Raw genomic sequence first — 19,241 nt, 5'->3', positions numbered from 1 at the left:
AGATTGAGAATTGCTGTAATTGGAGCAATGGAAGAAGAAGTACGTATTTTACGTGACAAATTAGAACAAGCAGAAACAGAAACGGTTGCTGGTTGTGAATTTACGAAAGGGCTATTAGCAGGGCATGAAGTAATCTTGTTAAAGTCTGGTATTGGTAAAGTAAACGCAGCGATGTCAACGACAATTTTATTAGAAAAATATAAGCCTGAAAAAGTAATTAATACTGGTTCAGCTGGTGGATTCCATCATTCTCTAAACGTTGGTGATGTAGTTATTTCCACTGAAGTTCGTCACCATGACGTAGATGTAACAGCATTTAACTATGAATATGGTCAAGTACCAGGAATGCCGCCTGGATTTAAAGCTGATGAGGCGTTAGTTGCATTAGCTGAGAAATGTATGCAGGCTGAAGAAAATATTCAAGTTGTAAAAGGTATGATTGCAACAGGTGATTCATTTATGAGTGATCCGAATCGCGTTGCAGCCATCCGTGATAAATTTGAAAATCTTTATGCGGTAGAAATGGAAGCAGCAGCTGTTGCACAAGTATGCCACCAATATGAAATTCCGTTTGTTATCATTCGCGCACTTTCTGATATTGCTGGTAAAGAATCAAATGTTTCATTTGATCAGTTTTTAGATCAAGCAGCTCTTCATTCTACAAACTTTATCGTAAAAGTGTTAGAAGAGTTAAAGTAATGTAACAAAAAGGCAACTGTCTCATATAAAGAAAATACATACAGTTGCCTTTTCTTTATTGGCAAACAAGGGGGAGAACACGATGAATGTATATCGTGGAGTTCATGAGTTAATTGGTCATACACCAATTGTAGAAATTACTCGTTTTTCACTTCCAACAGGGGTCCGTTTATTTGCAAAGCTTGAATTTTATAATCCAGGCGGAAGCGTTAAGGATCGTTTAGGAAGAGAATTAATCGAAGATGCGCTAGAAAAAGGGCTTGTTACCCAGGGTGGAACAATTATTGAACCGACTGCTGGGAATACTGGTATTGGACTGGCACTTGCAGCATTAGAACATGATTTACGTGTTATTGTTTGTGTACCAGAGAAATTTAGTATTGAAAAACAAGAATTAATGAAAGCACTAGGTGCAACTGTCATGCATACACCGACTGAGCAAGGAATGACCGGTGCAATTGCTAAAGCAAAAGAGTTAGTAAATGAAATACCGAATTCATACTCTCCAAGTCAGTTCGCAAATGAGGCAAATCCTCGTGCATATTTTAAAACATTAGGACCTGAACTGTGGGACGCATTGAATGGAGAGATTAACATATTTGTTGCTGGAGCAGGAACTGGCGGTACGTTTATGGGGACTGCATCTTACTTGAAAGAAAAAAATATAGATATTAAAACAGTTATCGTAGAGCCAGAAGGATCTATTTTAAATGGTGGTAAGGCTGGTTCACATGAGACCGAAGGAATTGGACTGGAATTTATCCCCCCATTTTTGAAGACATCTTATTTTGATGAAATTCATACGATTTCTGATCGAAATGCATTTTTACGAGTGAAAGAATTAGCGCAAAAAGAAGGACTTCTCGTTGGAAGCTCTTCAGGAGCAGCATTTCATGCGAGCTTACTTGAGGCAGAGAAGGCAGCACCAGGTACAAATATTGTAACCATTTTTCCAGATAGCAGTGAGCGCTATTTAAGTAAAGACATATACAAAGGATGGGAATAAAAAATGAGAGCAAAGACAAAGTTAATTCATGGTATTCGCATAGGAGAACCTTCAACTGGATCTGTAAACGTACCGATTTATCAAACAAGTACGTACAAACAAGAAGCAGTTGGTAAGCATCAAGGATATGAATATTCACGTACAGGTAACCCAACACGTGCAGCTTTAGAAGAAATGATTGCTGTATTAGAAAATGGGCATGCTGGATTTGCATTTGGTTCAGGAATGGCTGCTATTACAGCGACAATTATGTTGTTCTCAAAAGGTGACCACGTTATTTTAACAGATGATGTGTATGGCGGAACATACCGCGTTATTACGAAAGTATTAAACCGTTTCGGTATTGAGCATACATTTGTAGATACAACAAACTTAGAGGAAGTTGAAGAAGCGATTCGTCCAAATACGAAAGCAATTTATGTAGAAACACCAACGAACCCACTACTAAAAATTACTGATATTAAGAAAATATCTACTCTTGCTAAAGAGAAAGACTTATTAACAATTATTGATAACACATTCATGACGCCATATTGGCAGTCGCCGATCTCTTTAGGAGCAGATATTGTGCTTCATAGTGCAACGAAATATTTAGGAGGTCATAGTGACGTAGTTGCAGGTCTAGTAGTTGTAAATAGCCCACAACTAGCAGAAGATCTTCACTTTGTACAAAACTCAACAGGAGGTATTCTTGGGCCACAAGACAGCTTCTTACTACTTCGTGGTTTAAAAACGTTAGGAATTCGTATGGAAGAACATGAAACGAATTCACGCGCTATTGCTGAGTTCTTAAATAATCATCCAAAAGTAAATAAAGTATATTACCCAGGTCTTGAATCACATCAAAACCACGAATTAGCAACAGAACAAGCAAATGGATTTGGTGCTATTATCTCATTTGATGTAGATAGTGAAGAGACATTAAATAAAGTACTTGAGAAATTGCAGTACTTTACACTTGCTGAAAGTTTAGGAGCAGTAGAAAGTTTAATTTCTATTCCATCTCAAATGACACATGCATCAATCCCAGCAGATCGCCGCAAAGAATTAGGAATTACAGATACATTAATTCGTATTTCTGTCGGTATTGAAGATGGTGAAGATTTAATTGAAGATTTAGCACAAGCGCTAGCATAATAAAAAAACGCACTGCTCTATATTAGCAGTGCGTTTTTTTATTACATTATTTTGTGAAATATTTCACAAAATAGACATACACAAACGAAATGATTTCATGTATATTGAATTCAGGAAATGTTACTCACGAACAAACTTGTGAAACATTTCACAAACAATGAAATTCATGTAGGAAAGCATCTCTATTTTTTTATGTTAATTGGGACTTATTTTGACCTATAGGGACATATAAGGACCGTGATAGTAGAATAGGAGGAAATTTACATGGTAGTCAAAGAGAAAGTTGTAAATGAAATGCAGGAAGTAAAAAAGATGATTGATACGCTAGTAAATAATGGTCAACAAGCTTTACAAGCATTAGAAAGTTTTACACAAGAGGAAATTGACAACATTGTTCATGAAATGGCATTAGCAGGTGTTGATCAACATATGCCGCTAGCAAAATTAGCAGTTGAAGAAACTGGCCGTGGTGTATATGAAGACAAATGCATTAAAAATATTTTTGCCACTGAATATATTTGGCATAGTATAAAGCAAGATAAAACGGTAGGAATTATTCACGAAGATTCTCATGAAGAAATAATAGAAATCGCGGAACCTGTCGGTGTAGTAGCTGGGGTAACGCCAGTAACGAATCCAACGTCGACAACAATGTTTAAAGCGTTAATTGCGATAAAAACAAGAAATCCAATTATTTTCGCGTTTCATCCTTCCGCACAAAAATGTTCTGTGGCAGCGGCGAAAACAGTATATGATGCAGCGATGAAAGCTGGTGCACCAAAACACTGTATTCAATGGATTGAAAGACCGTCTGTTGAAGCGACGAAACAATTAATGAACCATGATGGTGTAGCACTCGTTCTAGCAACTGGAGGCGCTGGTATGGTGAAATCAGCTTACTCTACTGGAAAACCAGCGTTAGGCGTTGGGCCTGGTAATGTACCGTGTTATATAGAAAAATCAGCACATGTAAAACGAGCTGTTAATGATTTAATTTTATCGAAAACATTTGATAACGGTATGATTTGTGCATCGGAACAAGCAATCATTGTCGATAAAGAAATCTATGATGATGTTAAAACAGAAATGATTGAAAACAATTGTTACTTTGTAACAGAAGAAGAAAGAAAAAAATTAGAAAAGCTTGTTATAAATGAAAATACATGTGCAGTAAATAGTGATATTGTAGGGAAATCAGCACAGTATATTGCCGATTTAGTTGGGATTACTGTTCCTGAACATACAAAAATGCTTGTAGCTGAAATTCAAGGTATCGGAGCAGCATATCCGTTATCTCGTGAGAAACTGAGTCCAGTATTAGCTTGTGTGAAGGCGAATTCATTAGAAGAAGGATTTACATATTGCGAAGAAATGTTGAACCTAGGTGGTTTAGGACATTCAGCAGTTATCCATTCTACAAATAAAGATGTGCAAAAGCAATTTGGGTTACGTATGAAAGCTTGCCGTCTCATTGTAAATGCACCTTCATCACAAGGTGGAATAGGGGATATATATAATGGATTTATTCCATCACTTACACTTGGTTGTGGTTCATACGGAAAGAATTCAGTTTCCCAAAATGTAACAGCCACTCATTTATTAAATATAAAAAGGCTGGCAAATAGAAAAAAGAATATGCAGTGGTTCAAATTGCCACCAAAAATTTATTTTGAAAAACATGCTACAGCTTATTTAGCAAATATGCCTAACATTTCACGTGCATTTATTGTAACGGACCCTGGAATGGTTGAACATGGCTATGTCGATACAGTCGCGCACTATTTAAACAAGCATGCAAATGATGTGAAAGTTGAAGTTTTCTTTGAGGTCGAACCAGATCCATCAGATGAAACTGTTTTTAAAGGTGCGGAAATGATGAGAAGCTTTAAGCCAGATGTAATTATCGCACTTGGTGGTGGTTCAGCTATGGATGCAGCAAAAGGAATGTGGTTATTCTATGAGCATCCAGAAACGACATTCTATGGCATTAAACAGAAGTTTTTAGATATAAGAAAACGTACATGTAAATATCCGGAATTAGGAAATAAGGCGCAGTTTGTTGCGATTCCAACGACATCAGGAACGGGATCAGAAGTGACACCATTTGCGGTTATTACAGATAAGAAAAATAATATAAAGTATCCGCTTGCAGATTATGAATTAACACCAGATGTAGCAATTGTTGATCCGCAATTTGTAATGACAGTACCACCACATGTAACAGCAGATACTGGTATGGATGTTTTAACACATGCAATTGAGGCGTATGTGTCTGTTATGGCAAATGACTATACAGATGGATTAGCATTAAAAGCTATTGATCTCGTATTCAAATATTTACCGAGAGCATATAAAGATGGAAATGATGAAGAAGCAAGAGAAAAAATGCATAACGCTTCTGCAATTGCAGGTATGGCATTTGCAAATGCTTTCCTCGGTATTAATCACAGCTTAGCACATAAAATTGGACCAGAATTCCATATTCCGCACGGACGCGCAAATGCCATTCTAATGCCGCATGTAGTCCGCTATAATGCTATTAAGCCAAGAAAACACGCATTGTTCTCAAAATATGAGCACTTTGTGGCAGATGAAAGATATGCACATATAGCGAGAATGCTCGGGCTTCCAGCAAGCTCGGCAGCAGAAGGGGTGGAATCACTCGTCAAAGCAATTATTGAGCTTGGAAAAAGCTTAAATATTAATATGAGTATTGCAGGACAAGGAGTAGATAAAGAGCAATTTGAAGAGGTTGTTGGAGTATTAGCAGAAAGAGCTTTTGAAGATCAATGTACAACTGCTAATCCAAAGTTGCCGCTTATTTCAGAACTGAAAGAAATTTATATGGAAGCATATAAAGGTGAATAATGATAAAAAAAGAGCCGCAGTAAAGCGGCTCTTTTTTTATTGGAAAACATCTCCCAGAATGCCTGTATTTACTGGTCTTTCAGTTTCATAGAATATGATACAGTGAAATGGAGGAGTGAGAATATAATGAAAGAATTAAAAGGAAAAATAGAAGACTATACTCGGTTCGGACAAATTCTTCTCGCTGTAAGTACATTGTTAATGGTTGGCTTGTTGATTCCGAATGGAGCAAAAGAGACAATCCAATTTTTTGTTATGATGGGGAGCATCGTTATATTTTTAAGTTTATCGTTCTTTTTCTTTCAGCGTGTGAAAGTGATGCGTGACCAGCTAGAGGAAAATGAATGTGAATAATATTGTTAACTAGAGCGCGGCGAAAAGAAAAAATCTTTTTGTCACGCTTTTTGTTTTTTGTAGAAAAATGTATGCGTTTCGTGTTGACAATGATAATCCTTATCAATTAAAGTAGAATAGTAGTTAATGATTATCATTATCAATTAGAGGTGAAGGAATGAAAAAATCTATTACGCTATTTACAGCGATTTTATCTATTTTTTTCTTGTTAATAGGTTGCAGTGCCAAAGGGGACGAAAAAGCGTCTGCAACCAAAACAGAAAAAGGAAAAGAGAAAATCGAAATTACCGACCTATCAGGAAGAAAGGTAACATTCGATAAAGTGCCAGAAAGTTTTGCAACATTAAGTATGGGGGACATGGATATTATTCATGCTTTAGGTGGAAAAATAGTAGGTCGCCCGGATACGAAATTAACTCTTCCAGAGGAGTTAAAGAAAGCACAAGTAATTGGGAATGCACATCAACCGAATTTTGAGCAAATTGCTAGTTTAAAGCCCGATGTACTTGTTGCTAACAATGGATTCCAAAAGAATGTGCCAACGGTTGAAGGACAAGGAACGCAAGTTATCATTTCTTCTGCGAATTCTGTACAAGATATTCAAAAGAATATTGAATTATACGGAACGGTAATGAAGAAAGAAGATAAAGCAAAAGAAATTAATCAAAAAATGAATGATCAAATGAAGAAATATGAGAAAAAGAGCGATGTGAAAGCATTGCTAGTGTATGGCGCACCAGGTACTTATTTAGCGGCATTACCAACATCTTTATCAGGTGATATTTTAGAAAAAACAGGCGGAAAAAATATTGCTTCTGATTTTCCAGAAACGAAAGAATATCCGCAATATGCACAGCTAAGTGTAGAACGTATTATTGAGGCGAATCCAGATGTGATTTATTTAATTACACACGGAGATCCAAAAAGTGTGAAAAAAGCATTCGAAGGCGAAATGATGAAAAATGAAGCGTGGAAAAATTTAGAGGCAGTAAAACAAAACCGCGTAGTTATTTTGCCACCTGATTTATTTGGATCTAATCCTGGTACAAAAGTTACAGAAGCAATGGACTTTATGTATAAAAGTATACAAGATGTAAGGAAATGATACGTATGGAAAGTAGTGAAGTAGTAAGAGAAAAGGAACATCCTTTTGCGAAAAAAAGATGGATAATAGCAGTTACTTTAGTTATATTAACAATCCTAGGTCTCTTGTACGGTCTTTTCGCAGGAAGTTTATCCTTTTCTATACGAGATATTTTAACAGGTATACAAGAGGAAGGTTCAACAGTTCATCGAATTGTATGGGATCTTCGCATACCGAGAGTGCTTATTGGGTTTATAGTAGGAACATGTTTAGCTGCATCTGGTACACTGCTACAAGGGGTTATGAGAAACCCTCTTGCAGATCCTGGTATTATCGGAGTTTCATCTGGAGCAGGCTTTGTAGCAATTGTCATCATGATTTTATTTCCACAGCATCTAGCTTTTTTACCACTAGGGGCGTTTTTAGGAGCTTTCATAACAGCGATGGTTATTTATGCTTTATCATGGCAAAAAGGGGCACCACCTTCAAGGATCGTCTTAGTAGGGGTGTCGATCAATGCATTAATTGGTGCAGCAACGTCAGCATTAATGTTATTACATAGTGACAAAGTACAATCGGTGTTACCGTGGTTAGCGGGCGGTATTGGTGGTGTAAGTTGGGCACATTTAAACATGATTATTTATTATGCAATATTCGCCATTATATTAGCTTTCTTTGGTATTAAGCATATTCGAGTGTTAATGCTTGGAGATGAAATGGCAAAGTTATTAGGACATAATGTGGAAAAAAGTCGGTTTTATTTAATCGTAGTAAGTACATTATTAGCTGGAATTGCAGTAAGTGTGTCTGGTCTTATTGGATTTGTCGGTCTTGTCGTACCACATATGCTACGTTTATTAGTTGGAAATGATTATAGATATTTGCTACCTTTATCATGCCTTGGCGGCGGGGTATTACTTGTTTTTGCGGATGCAATAGCTCGAAGTTGGTTTGACCCAATCGAATTGCCTGTTGGTATTTTACTGTCCTTCTTAGGTGGTCCGTTCTTCTTATATTTAATTCATAGAGGAGGAAAACAAAGTGATTTCCGTTAACAAAGTGTTTTACGCACACTCTGAAAGATTTCAAATGCAAAATATGAATGTACATATTAAGGTTGGAGAAATCGTTAGTTTAATTGGTCCGAATGGATCGGGAAAATCTACTTTGCTTCGTTTAATAGCAAGGCTACTGAAACAAAGCGAAGGGGACATCATTTTAGATGGGAAAAATATTCATATGATGAAGAGTGCTGATGTAGCGAAGCAATTAGCAATGTTACCACAAATGCATGATCATCAATTAGACTTAACAGTGAAAGAACTAATTGAGTTCGGAAGAGGTCCACATAAATCATGGAGTAGCCGCTTAAATAAAGAAGATGAAGAAATTGTTGATTGGGCATTGTCTGTTACAAATCTTGAAGGGTATGAATATCGCCTTTTACAATCTTTATCGGGAGGAGAAAGACAACGTGCCTGGATTGCAATGACGCTAGCACAACGTACAAATGTCTTATTATTGGATGAGCCAACAACCTTTTTAGATATCGTTCATCAGTTAGAAGTAATGGAACTTGTGAAACGATTAAATGAGGAATTTGGGATGACAATTATAATGGTTTTACATGATATTAACCAAGCGGCTCAATATAGCGATCGCTTACTCGTATTAAAGCGAGGGAAGCTTCAGTATGACGGTGTACCAGAAGAAGTACTATGTCATGAAATGTTTCAACGTGTATTTGGCATAGATGTAGATATTTTTCAAGGAAGCGACAAGCCATTTTTCACACCGAAACGAATCTCTAAAAAAGGAGGAGTAAGATGCGAATCGAAGAACGTATTACCACTGAGTTAGTAAGAGAATTTGTTATGGCAGCTCACGGAGATTTAGAGAAAGTACAAGAATTGTTGGTTGAATCGCCAAGCTTACTTCATGCCGCTTACAATTGGGGCGGATCAGATTGGGAAAGTGCGTTAGGAGCAGCGGCACATGTAGGTCGTAAAGATATTGCTCTTTATTTACTAGAAAAGGGTGCTCGGATGGATATTTTTGCAGCAGCTATGCTTGGTGAATTAGAAGTTGTACAAGCTATTTTAGTAGCTCAACCAGAAGCATTGCGTGCATCTGGCCCTCATGGTATTTCTCTTCTTCAACATGCACGAATGGGTGGAGAGAAATCTAAGCGTGTATATGATTATCTAGCAATACTATCTTAATGAACGAAGGAAGTTCTTATGAGCGGTAAACTTTTCACTTGAAACAATTGGAAAGTTTACCGCCCGTTAGAACGGGATAAGTATCTAGTATATTTGAAAATCCTACACCCCCCTCAATTGTAGTTTTCTTTATGCTAGTTATGATATGGATGCAGTGGACAATATTTGTCTACTGCTTTTTTTAGTTATTTGGAATGAATATTGTGTATTTTATCGTTGGTTCATTTATCCCGCTATTTTCCAGGCAGTAAGACTCTTGCCTAAAAATTCAGTTAAAGCAAAGAAGTTAGACGGGAGATCCACTGCCCGTAAACGTCCGATTGGTAAAGGCTAATAATCAGTGGGGTGAACAAAATTCCCCACTGATTAAAGTTTCACTTTATAATAAATAGTAACATACCGTATACATACAAAACATGATCGTGAAATGAAGAATAAATTAGTGGAAAGGAGTGCCAGCATGTTTCATACAGAACGTTTACAAATTCGCAAATATACAATGGATGATTTACAGTTCTACGCTTCACTATGGGGGAACGAGAAGGTAATGCGTTATATTGGAAATGGGACATTAAAAACATATATGCAGTGTAAAAAAAGTCTGGAGGAATGGGTGATTCCTAGCTATAAAAACGGTCTCGGTTTATTTGTATTGATTGAAAAGGAAACGGGAACAAGAATTGGTCATGCAGGGCTGGTAAAGCAGAAAATAGATGGAAAAGAGGAAATTGAAATTGGTTATTGGTTACTTCCTCAGTATTGGGGAAAAGGGTATGCAAAAGAAGCGGCGGCAGCATTTCGTGACTATGGTTTCCAAGCATTACGAATGAATAAATTAATTTCTCTTATTAATCCGAATCATCCTGCCTCAATATTTGTTGCTAGAAAAACTGGGCTCAGCTACGAGAAAACAACGTCATTTCATGGAATCGATGCTCTAGTTTATTCTATTAAGCGTGTTGGATGAAAAAATTACTTTTTTAAAGGTAAATTGCATTTTTTGAAGAATGGTATATGAAAATAAAGGGAGGGGTTACATGTACATTTATCATAATGGACTTATTATTCGTGAGGGAACGAGTAGTGTACCAGCATATGCAATTAAAGCTTTATTTGAAGATGCCGGTTGGAGTAATGATAATATCCCTTCTTGGCAAATTGAAAAATTTACGATAGCATTCGAAAATTCAACATGGGCTTTCACAATTTGGGATGAGGAAGAGATGATTGCGATGGTTAGAGTCATTTCTGATGGAATTATGATTGCGAACATAGTAAATTTAGTTGTGAAGTGTGAATATAGAGGGAAGGGATTAGGTAAGAAGCTTGTAGCTCTTTGCCTGCAAAAACTTCCCCACGGTGATTGGTTTGCGCATACATCAGCGAACAATTTTGATTTTTATAGAAGTTGTGGATTTGAAGTTAGAGAGCTATCGAGAAATGGAACATGTGCGTATTATGGATACCAAGTCGCGAAAAGAGATGGTCACCGATAAATGAATGGAAAGTAAAAAAGTATAGCGAGGTAATTTTGAGACTTTTGATAATAGAGAATGGATTGAGGCTCGTTTTATGATAAAATAAAAGAAAATTCTGTTTATTATTAGGGGGATAAAAATGAGTGTAAAAGCTGGGGATGTATTTAAATATGAAAGAAGATTTACTGAGGAAGAAGTTTTTAAATTTGCAAATATTACCGGTGATAAAGGTAGACACCATGTGGAATACGATGAAAATGGAAGATTAATGGTTCATGGTTTATTGACTGCTAGCATTGGGACGAAAGTGGGAGAAGAGTTACATTACATAGCAAGAGAATTAGTAAGTGAGTTTATTAGACCAGTTTTCACAGGAGATACGATCACTTGTGAACTAACTTTAACAAATGTTGAGCAAATGGAAGGCTATAAAAAAGTTTCAATCGAGTCAGTTTATCGCAATCAGCATGAAAAGACTGTACTAGTTGGGACAAGTTATGGAATTATAAGGGGATAAAAAAGAAGCCTGTTTAACAGGCTTCTTTTTTATTATTTAGTAAACACGTTTTCGATTTTCTGCATAACTAGAGATGAGTAATAATGCAGTTTCTTCTCCTATATTACGAACAATATGAGGAACGCATGCATTCCATGAGAAAGAATCACCTTCTTCTACAATTGCAATATCCTCACCGTGCTGAACTTCTAATTTTCCGCGTAATACAAGGTGACATTCTTCCCCTTCATGGGCATTTGGTGAATTTTCTTTCGGGAATCCAGTAGGGATTTCTACTAAAGATAGGCGAAGGCCCCCTTGCTCCGCAACATGTTCAATTCTTTGCTCATCTTTGCCGTATACACTGTATTTCCGTTCTTCTTTTTTGACAATTTTTAATCGATCTTTTTGCTCTAACAATAAATAGGGAAGGGGAACGTTTAAAAAATTGGAGATCGTTTCTAAAGTTGAGATAGATGGTGATGTTTTATTATTTTCAACCTGACTCATAAATCCTTTAGAAAGACCTGTTCCCTCACAAATTTGTGCGATTGTTATGCCCCTACGTTGACGAATTTCACGTATTGCAGAACCAATATTCATAAAATCAAGCTCCTTTTTGTAAACAACTATTTGTATCATAGCAAAAAAAATATATTTTTTCCCAGTGAAAATGAATTGACGAATAAAAAAAATTAGTGTATGTTTTGTAATGTAAATAAAAGTTTTGTATAAGAAAACTATAAAGGAGAGAAAGAAATGAATCAACATATTGGTAACTTAATTATTCGTATCGTGTTAGGGGTAACATTCTTCATGCACGGTTTAACAAAATTCCAATCAGGAATTGACAATATTGCAGGGTGGTTTACAAGCATTGGTTTACCAGGAGGACTTGCATACGGTGTAGCAACATTTGAATTAGTTGGAGGCCTATTATTAATTCTAGGTTTAGGTGTAAGATATATTGGATTATTATTTGCGCTTGTTATGGTTGGAGCAATCGTAAAAGTGAAATGGTCAGCTGGTTTATTGGGAGATGGAAAAAATCCTGGTTTCGAATTAGAACTTGCATTATTAGCAATGGGTGCATATTTATTTGTTGCAAAAGCTGATGGTTTTGTAGATAATTTCTTAAAAGAAAAAATGTCAAAGAAGAACTAATTTAAATGGGGGCTAACAAGATGAGTTTTCAACTTCATCCCGATACAACACTTGATGTTGTTCATTTATACGTATCTAATGTAAAGAAATCACTAGAGTTTTATACGGAAGTACTAAGTATGAAGGTGCTAAAAGAAGAAGAAGCAGTCGTTACATTTGGGAATGAAAATGATGAACCACTTCTTATCATTGAAGAAAAGAAAGAAGCTTTTCCGAAACAAAGAGGAAGAACAGGGTTATATCATTACGCAATTTTATTACCAAGTAGGCAGGATTTAGCGAATGTTCTTCGTCATCTTGTAGAGATGGTATATCCACTACATGGCGGAGCCGATCATTACTTTAGTGAAGCTCTTTATTTAGCTGATCCAGATGGAAACGGGATTGAAATTTATCATGATCGACAAAAAGAAGTTTGGCGTGATGAGAATGGAGAACTCCCATTTGTTAGTAACCCGTTAGCTGGTGAAGAATTATTACAGCAAGGAAGTACATGGAATGGATTTCCAGCTGGTACTGTGATGGGGCATATTCATTTCCATGTAGCTGATTTAGAGGAAGCGAAACGTTTCTATGTTGATGGTCTTGGTTTTGAAGTAACGATCCCAGCTCGTAATGGAGCGTTGTTCGTATCAGCAGGTGGTTATCATCACCATATCGGTTTAAATACGTGGCAAGGTGAAGGGGTACCACCGCAAATGCCAGGTTCTGTTGGTTTAAAATATTTCACAATTGTACTAGCGGATGAAAAACAAAAAGAGCAAGTATGTGAAAGCTTAAAAAATATTGGCAAGATTGCTACGTACAAAGATGGAATATTACAAGTCGAGGATCCATTTGGACATTGTATCCATTTCAAAATAAAAGGAGAAGCCTAAAAAGGCTTCTCTTTTTTATTTTCTTATAATTGCGTTTTCGTTTTGTAAAAATAGTTCATCAAATTGTTTTGCAAGCTCAAAATCTAGTTTCGTTAAACCTTTTGCATTCCAAGATGACAAAGTAATAATAACTGCTTTATACTGGATAAGGATAAATGGATGGTGATTATGTTCTTCTGATAGTTTGGCGGCTTCAGAGACAAATTCGACTCCTTTTAAGTAGTCGGAAAACATATATTTTCGTTCAATCCATTTCTCATCTTTTACCATCCATTTATCTACCTTCAATAATTCCTCGTGAACTTCTTCTTCAGTTAATCTTAGCATCATTTTTCACATCCTTTACTGGAAGTAACGCAAGACCATTGTTAATAAGGCGTGTTACAGCTTCGTCAGTTGTGAAAGTAGAAAGTTGATGTAGTAATGCTGCAGATGTTTCATGCCCTTTGTTATGCTCTAAAAGTAACTCTAATACTTCAAGGCGCAGCAACCATTCTTTCGCATAAAATTTATTTAATACTTCTTGAATTGCTACTAATTGATCGATATGCGCTTCGTGTAAAATCCCCTCACTTCGAATATCTCGAACTGTTTGATACATACGTTCAAGTTCATTCAGTACAAGTGGAGCAGGAATTTCTTGAACTTCTTCATCCATTGGGAAAAATGCTGCTGCATCTGCGGCACCTGGGAATACTGAAGTGATTTGTGAGCCAACAGCCATATCAAATGCGCCCCATGAAGCATCAAATAAAACGCGGGCGTTATAAGTAACTGTGCAATCGATAAAGGAAATAAGAGCAATTTTCTTATCGTTTTTTACAATATCTGTTACTGTTCCTTTTACATGAATACCACTTGCAAAAGTAAACTCAGCGATAGTTCCAATTGTAATTCCTAATGATTGTAGTTGTTCGTCTGTACAATTTTCTAATGCAATATTTTCAGTGAGTAATCCAATTGGTGTTCCAAATCCGTCACTGTGTACAGAAGTAGAATGATTCGCTAACTGTTTATTATGAAGTGCTAATGCCGTTGGCGAATTTGTTCGCATGTAAATTAATTCACCTGCATCGTTTTCAATTGTCTCGCTAAATGTACCTGTAATTTGTAATCCGCTATTTAGCTCAGCTGTTGCATAGTTCTCAGAGTGAATTGCTTTTTCTAAACCTTCTTTTCCACCTGTTTTAAAGGCCATTGTTTTAGAAAATGTTTCAAGCGCATCTGTTAATTCTTCAAAGGACTTGCAAACGAATAGTTGTGGTTGCATTTTTGTTACGTCATAAGTTGTCCCTGTACATGCTTCGATAGAAAATGGAACTTTTTCTACAGCGTCTGTTAAGCAATGTTTGCTTTCGCCAACAGAAGAAAGGAGACCAGCACCATATATTTTTGGATCATCTATATTTCCAATCAATCCATATTCTACTGTCCACCAGAAAAGACGTGAAATTTGTTCAGCTTCTGATAAACCAGAAACTAAGTTTTGTTTTTCAATTACAGCATTTTCAGCAGCCTTAACTTCATCAGGAGTAGAAGTAGGGCTTTCTTTTACTATCGTTAATGTACGAACAGCTTCAAATGCATCATGTTCTTCTTTTGTAGAGAAAGCTTTTGCACCAATTTGCCCAAAACGTTTCACATATTTTGCATATGTAGGATCAAGTAAAATCGGTGCGTGTCCTGCGGCTTCGTGTACGATATCTGGCGCTGGTGTGTACTCGATATTTTCTACTTTCCGAATATCTGTTGCGATTGGTAGTAATCCGTGTCCTTGGAAATCGAAGAATGCTACGCCGGGAATAAGTCCGTCAATCGTTACAGCACCCCAGCCACTTGGTGCCAAACACTCATTCATTTCTTCTACTTTTGGAATTGAATCTATATTAATACCAGATGATTGTAGTCCGTTCACATAGGCTGGATGAGCAACGTCTTTTAAGAAGCTATGATTTTGTCTCATAATATAACGCCACACAGCGTGATTCACCGGTGTGTATTGATCATAATGTTGTGTGGATACGAATGGTTTTAAATGTGATGGAATTTCTGTTTTCTTTGTCATTTAGACATCCTCCTTTTTTCAATAAAATTGAATATCGATTTCGTATAGCTTGTATCACCTCCTTTCATTTTTGTAAGCGCTTATAAAATTTTATCATAAGATTCGGAATTATTTAACATCTGTTTCTGTGAGAAATAGAAAAATCCCCTATCGGAAAGTCCGATAGGGGCGAAAGAATCGCGGTACCACCCTATTTGTAAGTGAAAATATACTTACATCTCAATTAATGATAACGGAAAAATTCCGTCTTTTCCTTCATGCATAAAAGCACTACGAAAAAGAAGCTCCAGAATTGTAATTCATACTTATATATGTGCTAATTTCCACCGACCATTAGCTCTCTGTAACAGGGATATAAGATACTACTGCGATTCTTTCAACGCGTATATATGAAATTGTGTAAGAGGATGGACGCAAAAAAGTCCCTATCGGAAAATCCGATAGGGACGATAAAAATCGCGGTACCACCCTATTTGTAAACAACTAATTGTTTACCACTCACTTTACGATAACGGAAAGATCCGTCTTTCTCTTCATGCATAAAAAGCATTACGGGAAAGAAGCTCCAGAATTGTAATTCACGCTTGTATATGTACTGATTCGCACCAACCATCAGTTCTCTGAGACAGTGATATAAGTCGCTACTAGTATTCCTTCAAAGCCGATATATAATTCGTTCAACTAAACTATGTTTTGTATTATAAAACTATATTAAAAAAATTGTCAACAAAAATTTTTTATCCCGTGTTAATGAGCAGTAAAATTCCTACCTCAAAATTCGGTTGGAGTAAAGAAGTGAGCGGGGAGATTAACTGCCCGTAACTCCCGATTGGTGAAGGCTAATAATCAGTGGGGATGAACGAAATCTCCACTGATTAAAGTTTCACTTTATTTCACTTCTAAATTAACAGTTAAATTAGAGGTATTGCCAGCTGCATCAGTTGCTACAATGTGAATAGTATTTTTTCCTTCTTGTAATTGAGTACGATCGAAATAAATGTCATAACTTTTCTCCCAAGGGTTCAGGAATGCCTGGTCCCATACACCATTTCCGTTAATTTCATATTGCATTCTCACTGGAATACCAGGTGCTATCCAACCAGATTCTGACATCCAATCTAGTAGAATATCATCAACTTTTCCTTTAATTACGAGATTTTCTTGGTCAACTTCGTATGTTAACTTAGGTGCAGTTCGATCAAGAAATACAGCAGCTGTTTGTTTTGTTTCTCCGCCAGAATTAGAAGCAACTGCTTCGATTTGATATAGCCCGTCAGCTAAAGGAGTGCCATCGGCTTTTGTACCATTCCATTTGAAAGGTTTGTATCCAGGAGTTGCATTTTTAGCTTGATGGATAATCCCTTGATACGTTACACGTTCTTTCGTAACTAAATTTGCATGCAATGTGACATCATCCACAGGCGCAACTAAATAGTAGTTGATGAGATTATCATCTAGTACGTGGTCGCCATTTGGGCTAAAAGTAGAATTAATAATTTCAAGTCCATCGATACGTTTATAATCTTTAGGATCGATACTAAATGTGAATGGAATTCGAATTTCTTCTTTTGCCCCTTGTTCTTTTACATATACATTTCCAGTATACACACCTTGTGGTAGTGAGCTATCTACATTGATAGTAAATGGTTTTTCGGTACTACTATTTGGTTGTATGCTAATCGATGAAGGGACAGAAGCTCTTACTTTTGTGTTTGCATCTAGTAATTCCACACGAGTTGAAAAACTTTTCTTTTTACTAGAAAGGTTTTGTAATGTAACATTTTGCGTCAGTTTTACTTTTCCGCTATTGGGCTTAATAAGACCGAAGCTGACATTGTTAGGTTTTACTAATACATTTGTTTGAGCTGCTTTCGGAATGTTAATTAAACCAGATCCTTGTGCCATAACAGGGTATGCATTTTCATTGACATCATGTAATGTTTTGGCATTGTTGGCAAGAGCCGCTTTCAATTGTTCTGTCGTCCAATCAGGATGCATTTGACGCAAGAGGGCAACCGCTCCAGCTACTTGCGGAGCAGCCATACTTGTTCCGTTATGCGATTCATAGCCGCCTCGCGGTACTGTACTAGTAATTTGTACTCCAGGTGCAACAACATCAGGCTTTATTAGCCAACTTCCTTGTGATGGTCCTCTTGAACTAAAGTTACCGATAAGTTCTGTTTGCTTTGGTTGTCCAATTTTTATATTTTTCTTTCGTTTTGTAATTAAAGTTTTTAATTCTTCCCCATTTGTATTTGATAATTGCATTACTGGGACAGCTAGATGTTCACGTGAAAAATATTCCGGCATCATATTAATTTCTTTTTCGCTAGAGATTAATAACACACCAAGTGCACCAGCTTGCTTCGCTTGTTCTGCTTTTACTAATGTACTAGAAGTACCTTGTAAAATAAGTGCGAATTTCCCTTTCACATCTTGTTTTGCATAATCACTTGGATTGCCATAACCAACATATACAAGAGGAGAATCATTTCCTATTGGAAAATCGGATTTTGATAATGGTAACCCTTGATATGTTTTGCTGGAACCAGTTACTTGGAATGTTGGAAACGGGATAGAAACCGTAGATGCTCCAACAGAAATGACACTACTTGCGTTACCGGGAGCATCAACAGACCAAGGTTTTGGTCCGTCATTTCCATTTGAAACGACAGCAGTAACACCAAGTTTCGCTGCCCGTTCTAACGTTAATGTTACAGGCTGATCAGGTACATTTAAATCCTGCCCAAGGGAGAGGTTTAACACATCCGCACCATCTTGAATTGCTCGCTCAATTCCTTGGATAATATCATCTGTTGTACCAGTTCCACCGTCATTCATTACACGATAGGCTAGAATAGAAGCGTTTGGAGCAACGCCTTTAATTTTTCCGTTACCCGCAATAATTCCAGCTACATGAGTACCATGTACGTTACCATCCATTGGATCGTTATCTTCATCAACCGTGTCATATCCACCGATATAATTTGCCTTTAGGTCAGGGTGTGTATAGTCTACGCCAGAGTCGATAATGGCTACTTTCATGCCTTTTCCATCAAGCGGTTTGCCAAATGGATCTTTTAAATTCCACGCTTCAGGTGCACCAATTGTCGGTCCACCGATATTTGGTGCTTCTTCGTTAGTAGCACTTTTTGATGTTTCATGCAATTTATATGTTAAGTTCGGATAGACTGCTTTTACTTCAGGTAAAGAGGCAAGAGAGGTAATTTGATCTCCAGGAATTGAAATAGAGAATCCGGAAAATAACGTATTATACACTTCTTTAATTTTTGCACCAGGTGCTTTTTCTTTTATTTTCTTAGTCGTATCTTCTTGTGCTTTTTTGAGCTCAGCATGATAAGACTGTGCATTACTATTTTGTAAATCTGGAGCATGCTGAATATTACTTTGAGCAGCGAGAGGTGCATGTTGTAATTCTACAATTACTGATATTTCTTTTGTTGTTTTCGTTTCAACATTTTGAGCGATTTTATGTTCTCCCCACTGTTCAATCGTTGTTTTTAATTGTGGACTAAATTGCTTCTCCTTTTGTAGTGATTCAGCATGAGCACTTAAAGCTCCAAAACTAGAAAAGACAAGCGCCATGCTTAATAGTGTAGATGTAGTTTTTTTCATTGATACTCCCCCTAATAAAAAGTGCCAATATTCAGAAATAAAATCTTGCATTTTAGTTAGAAATTATACATATAAATGTTGGCTAAACTATACTTTCGACATAATTCATACCAATCCTCTATGGATTGGTATGAATTATGTCGAATCGATATTT

The 19,241-nt window shown here is 36.7% G+C and carries 18 protein-coding genes and 2 other annotated features; of the genes, 14 read left to right on the top strand and 4 right to left on the bottom strand.

Annotated features, from left to right (window positions below; genetic code table 11):
• The first annotated feature begins 3 nt into the window (after nucleotides 1-3).
• The 12 genes from mtnN to ACX9TM_RS22040 all read left to right on the top strand — a co-directional run bounded on the left by mtnN (nucleotide 4) and on the right by ACX9TM_RS22040 (nucleotide 11,365).
• On the top strand, nucleotides 4-699 hold the full coding sequence (gene mtnN, locus ACX9TM_RS22095) for a 5'-methylthioadenosine/S-adenosylhomocysteine nucleosidase (protein ID WP_001217024.1): 696 nt from the start codon (nucleotides 4-6) through the stop codon (nucleotides 697-699).
• Nucleotides 700-781: 82 nt separating this feature from the next.
• A complete protein-coding gene (locus tag ACX9TM_RS22090) occupies nucleotides 782-1,705 on the top strand; it encodes an O-acetylserine dependent cystathionine beta-synthase (RefSeq protein ID WP_061457718.1) in 924 nt (307 codons plus the stop codon).
• Between the two features lie 3 nt (nucleotides 1,706-1,708).
• The gene (locus ACX9TM_RS22085) at nucleotides 1,709-2,842 is read left to right on the top strand and encodes a bifunctional cystathionine gamma-lyase/homocysteine desulfhydrase (RefSeq protein WP_001201908.1); all 1,134 of its coding nucleotides are present in this window, start codon (nucleotides 1,709-1,711) and stop codon (nucleotides 2,840-2,842) included.
• A 264-nt stretch (nucleotides 2,843-3,106) separates the two neighbouring features.
• A complete protein-coding gene (adhE, locus tag ACX9TM_RS22080; protein WP_000260510.1) occupies nucleotides 3,107-5,710 on the top strand; it encodes a bifunctional acetaldehyde-CoA/alcohol dehydrogenase in 2,604 nt (867 codons plus the stop codon).
• Nucleotides 5,711-5,836: 126 nt separating this feature from the next.
• Nucleotides 5,837-6,064, top strand: coding sequence for a YrhC family protein (locus tag ACX9TM_RS22075; protein WP_000661263.1), 228 nt, complete (start codon nucleotides 5,837-5,839; stop codon nucleotides 6,062-6,064).
• 157 nt (nucleotides 6,065-6,221) lie between these two features.
• Entirely contained in the window at nucleotides 6,222-7,169 is a 948-nt protein-coding gene (locus ACX9TM_RS22070) for an ABC transporter substrate-binding protein (RefSeq protein ID WP_000748457.1), read from the top strand.
• A gap of 5 nt (nucleotides 7,170-7,174) precedes the next feature.
• Entirely contained in the window at nucleotides 7,175-8,203 is a 1,029-nt protein-coding gene (locus ACX9TM_RS22065) for a FecCD family ABC transporter permease (RefSeq protein ID WP_002026345.1), read from the top strand.
• Nucleotides 8,190-9,008 carry an ABC transporter ATP-binding protein gene (locus ACX9TM_RS22060; protein ID WP_072770291.1) on the top strand — a complete coding sequence of 273 codons (819 nt, stop codon included), beginning with the start codon at nucleotides 8,190-8,192 and terminating at the stop codon, nucleotides 9,006-9,008. The genes ACX9TM_RS22065 and ACX9TM_RS22060 overlap by 14 nt, the downstream gene beginning before the upstream one ends.
• The gene (locus tag ACX9TM_RS22055) at nucleotides 8,975-9,370 is read left to right on the top strand and encodes an ankyrin repeat domain-containing protein (protein WP_065382307.1); all 396 of its coding nucleotides are present in this window, start codon (nucleotides 8,975-8,977) and stop codon (nucleotides 9,368-9,370) included. Before ACX9TM_RS22060 ends, ACX9TM_RS22055 begins: the two co-directional genes overlap by 34 nt.
• A 427-nt stretch (nucleotides 9,371-9,797) precedes the next feature.
• A complete protein-coding gene (locus tag ACX9TM_RS22050; protein ID WP_004408018.1) occupies nucleotides 9,798-10,337 on the top strand; it encodes a GNAT family N-acetyltransferase in 540 nt (179 codons plus the stop codon).
• A 70-nt stretch (nucleotides 10,338-10,407) separates the two neighbouring features.
• Nucleotides 10,408-10,866 carry a GNAT family N-acetyltransferase gene (locus tag ACX9TM_RS22045; protein WP_000276126.1) on the top strand — a complete coding sequence of 153 codons (459 nt, stop codon included), beginning with the start codon at nucleotides 10,408-10,410 and terminating at the stop codon, nucleotides 10,864-10,866.
• 121 nt (nucleotides 10,867-10,987) lie between these two features.
• Complete coding sequence (locus ACX9TM_RS22040; protein WP_065382305.1) at nucleotides 10,988-11,365, top strand: hotdog family protein; 378 nt, start codon at nucleotides 10,988-10,990, stop codon at nucleotides 11,363-11,365.
• A gap of 36 nt (nucleotides 11,366-11,401) precedes the next feature.
• Here the strand turns inward: ACX9TM_RS22040 and ACX9TM_RS22035 are convergent, their stop codons facing one another.
• On the bottom strand, nucleotides 11,402-11,947 hold the full coding sequence (locus tag ACX9TM_RS22035; RefSeq protein WP_001020693.1) for a helix-turn-helix domain-containing protein: 546 nt from the start codon (nucleotides 11,945-11,947) through the stop codon (nucleotides 11,402-11,404).
• A 156-nt stretch (nucleotides 11,948-12,103) separates the two neighbouring features.
• Here ACX9TM_RS22035 and ACX9TM_RS22030 point away from each other — a divergent pair, with 156 nt between their 5' ends.
• Together ACX9TM_RS22030 and ACX9TM_RS22025 are read left to right on the top strand one after the other, a co-directional pair.
• Nucleotides 12,104-12,508: a DoxX family protein gene (locus ACX9TM_RS22030; protein ID WP_001071553.1), complete on the top strand. Its 405-nt coding sequence runs from the start codon at nucleotides 12,104-12,106 to the stop codon at nucleotides 12,506-12,508.
• A 20-nt stretch (nucleotides 12,509-12,528) separates the two neighbouring features.
• Entirely contained in the window at nucleotides 12,529-13,386 is an 858-nt protein-coding gene (locus ACX9TM_RS22025) for a VOC family protein (RefSeq protein ID WP_000009840.1), read from the top strand.
• 15 nt (nucleotides 13,387-13,401) lie between these two features.
• Here the strand turns inward: ACX9TM_RS22025 and ACX9TM_RS22020 are convergent, their stop codons facing one another.
• The 3 genes from ACX9TM_RS22020 to ACX9TM_RS22010 form a co-directional block, all read right to left on the bottom strand.
• A complete protein-coding gene (locus ACX9TM_RS22020) occupies nucleotides 13,402-13,716 on the bottom strand; it encodes a 4a-hydroxytetrahydrobiopterin dehydratase (RefSeq protein ID WP_000979538.1) in 315 nt (104 codons plus the stop codon).
• Nucleotides 13,697-15,451, bottom strand: coding sequence for an aromatic amino acid hydroxylase (locus ACX9TM_RS22015; protein ID WP_065382306.1), 1,755 nt, complete (start codon nucleotides 15,449-15,451; stop codon nucleotides 13,697-13,699). The genes ACX9TM_RS22020 and ACX9TM_RS22015 overlap by 20 nt, the downstream gene beginning before the upstream one ends.
• 161 nt (nucleotides 15,452-15,612) lie before the next feature.
• Nucleotides 15,613-15,840 (bottom strand) — a binding site (T-box leader).
• A gap of 50 nt (nucleotides 15,841-15,890) precedes the next feature.
• Nucleotides 15,891-16,119: a binding site (T-box leader), on the bottom strand.
• Between the two features lie 220 nt (nucleotides 16,120-16,339).
• Nucleotides 16,340-19,087 carry a S8 family peptidase gene (locus ACX9TM_RS22010; RefSeq protein WP_000754154.1) on the bottom strand — a complete coding sequence of 916 codons (2,748 nt, stop codon included), beginning with the start codon at nucleotides 19,085-19,087 and terminating at the stop codon, nucleotides 16,340-16,342.
• Nucleotides 19,088-19,241: the final 154 nt, after the last annotated feature.

The sequence above is a fragment of the Bacillus sp. LH1 genome (assembly GCF_057924895.1).
Note: the sequence above shows the minus strand (reverse complement) of the source record. Positions and strands in the feature narration are given on the sequence as shown.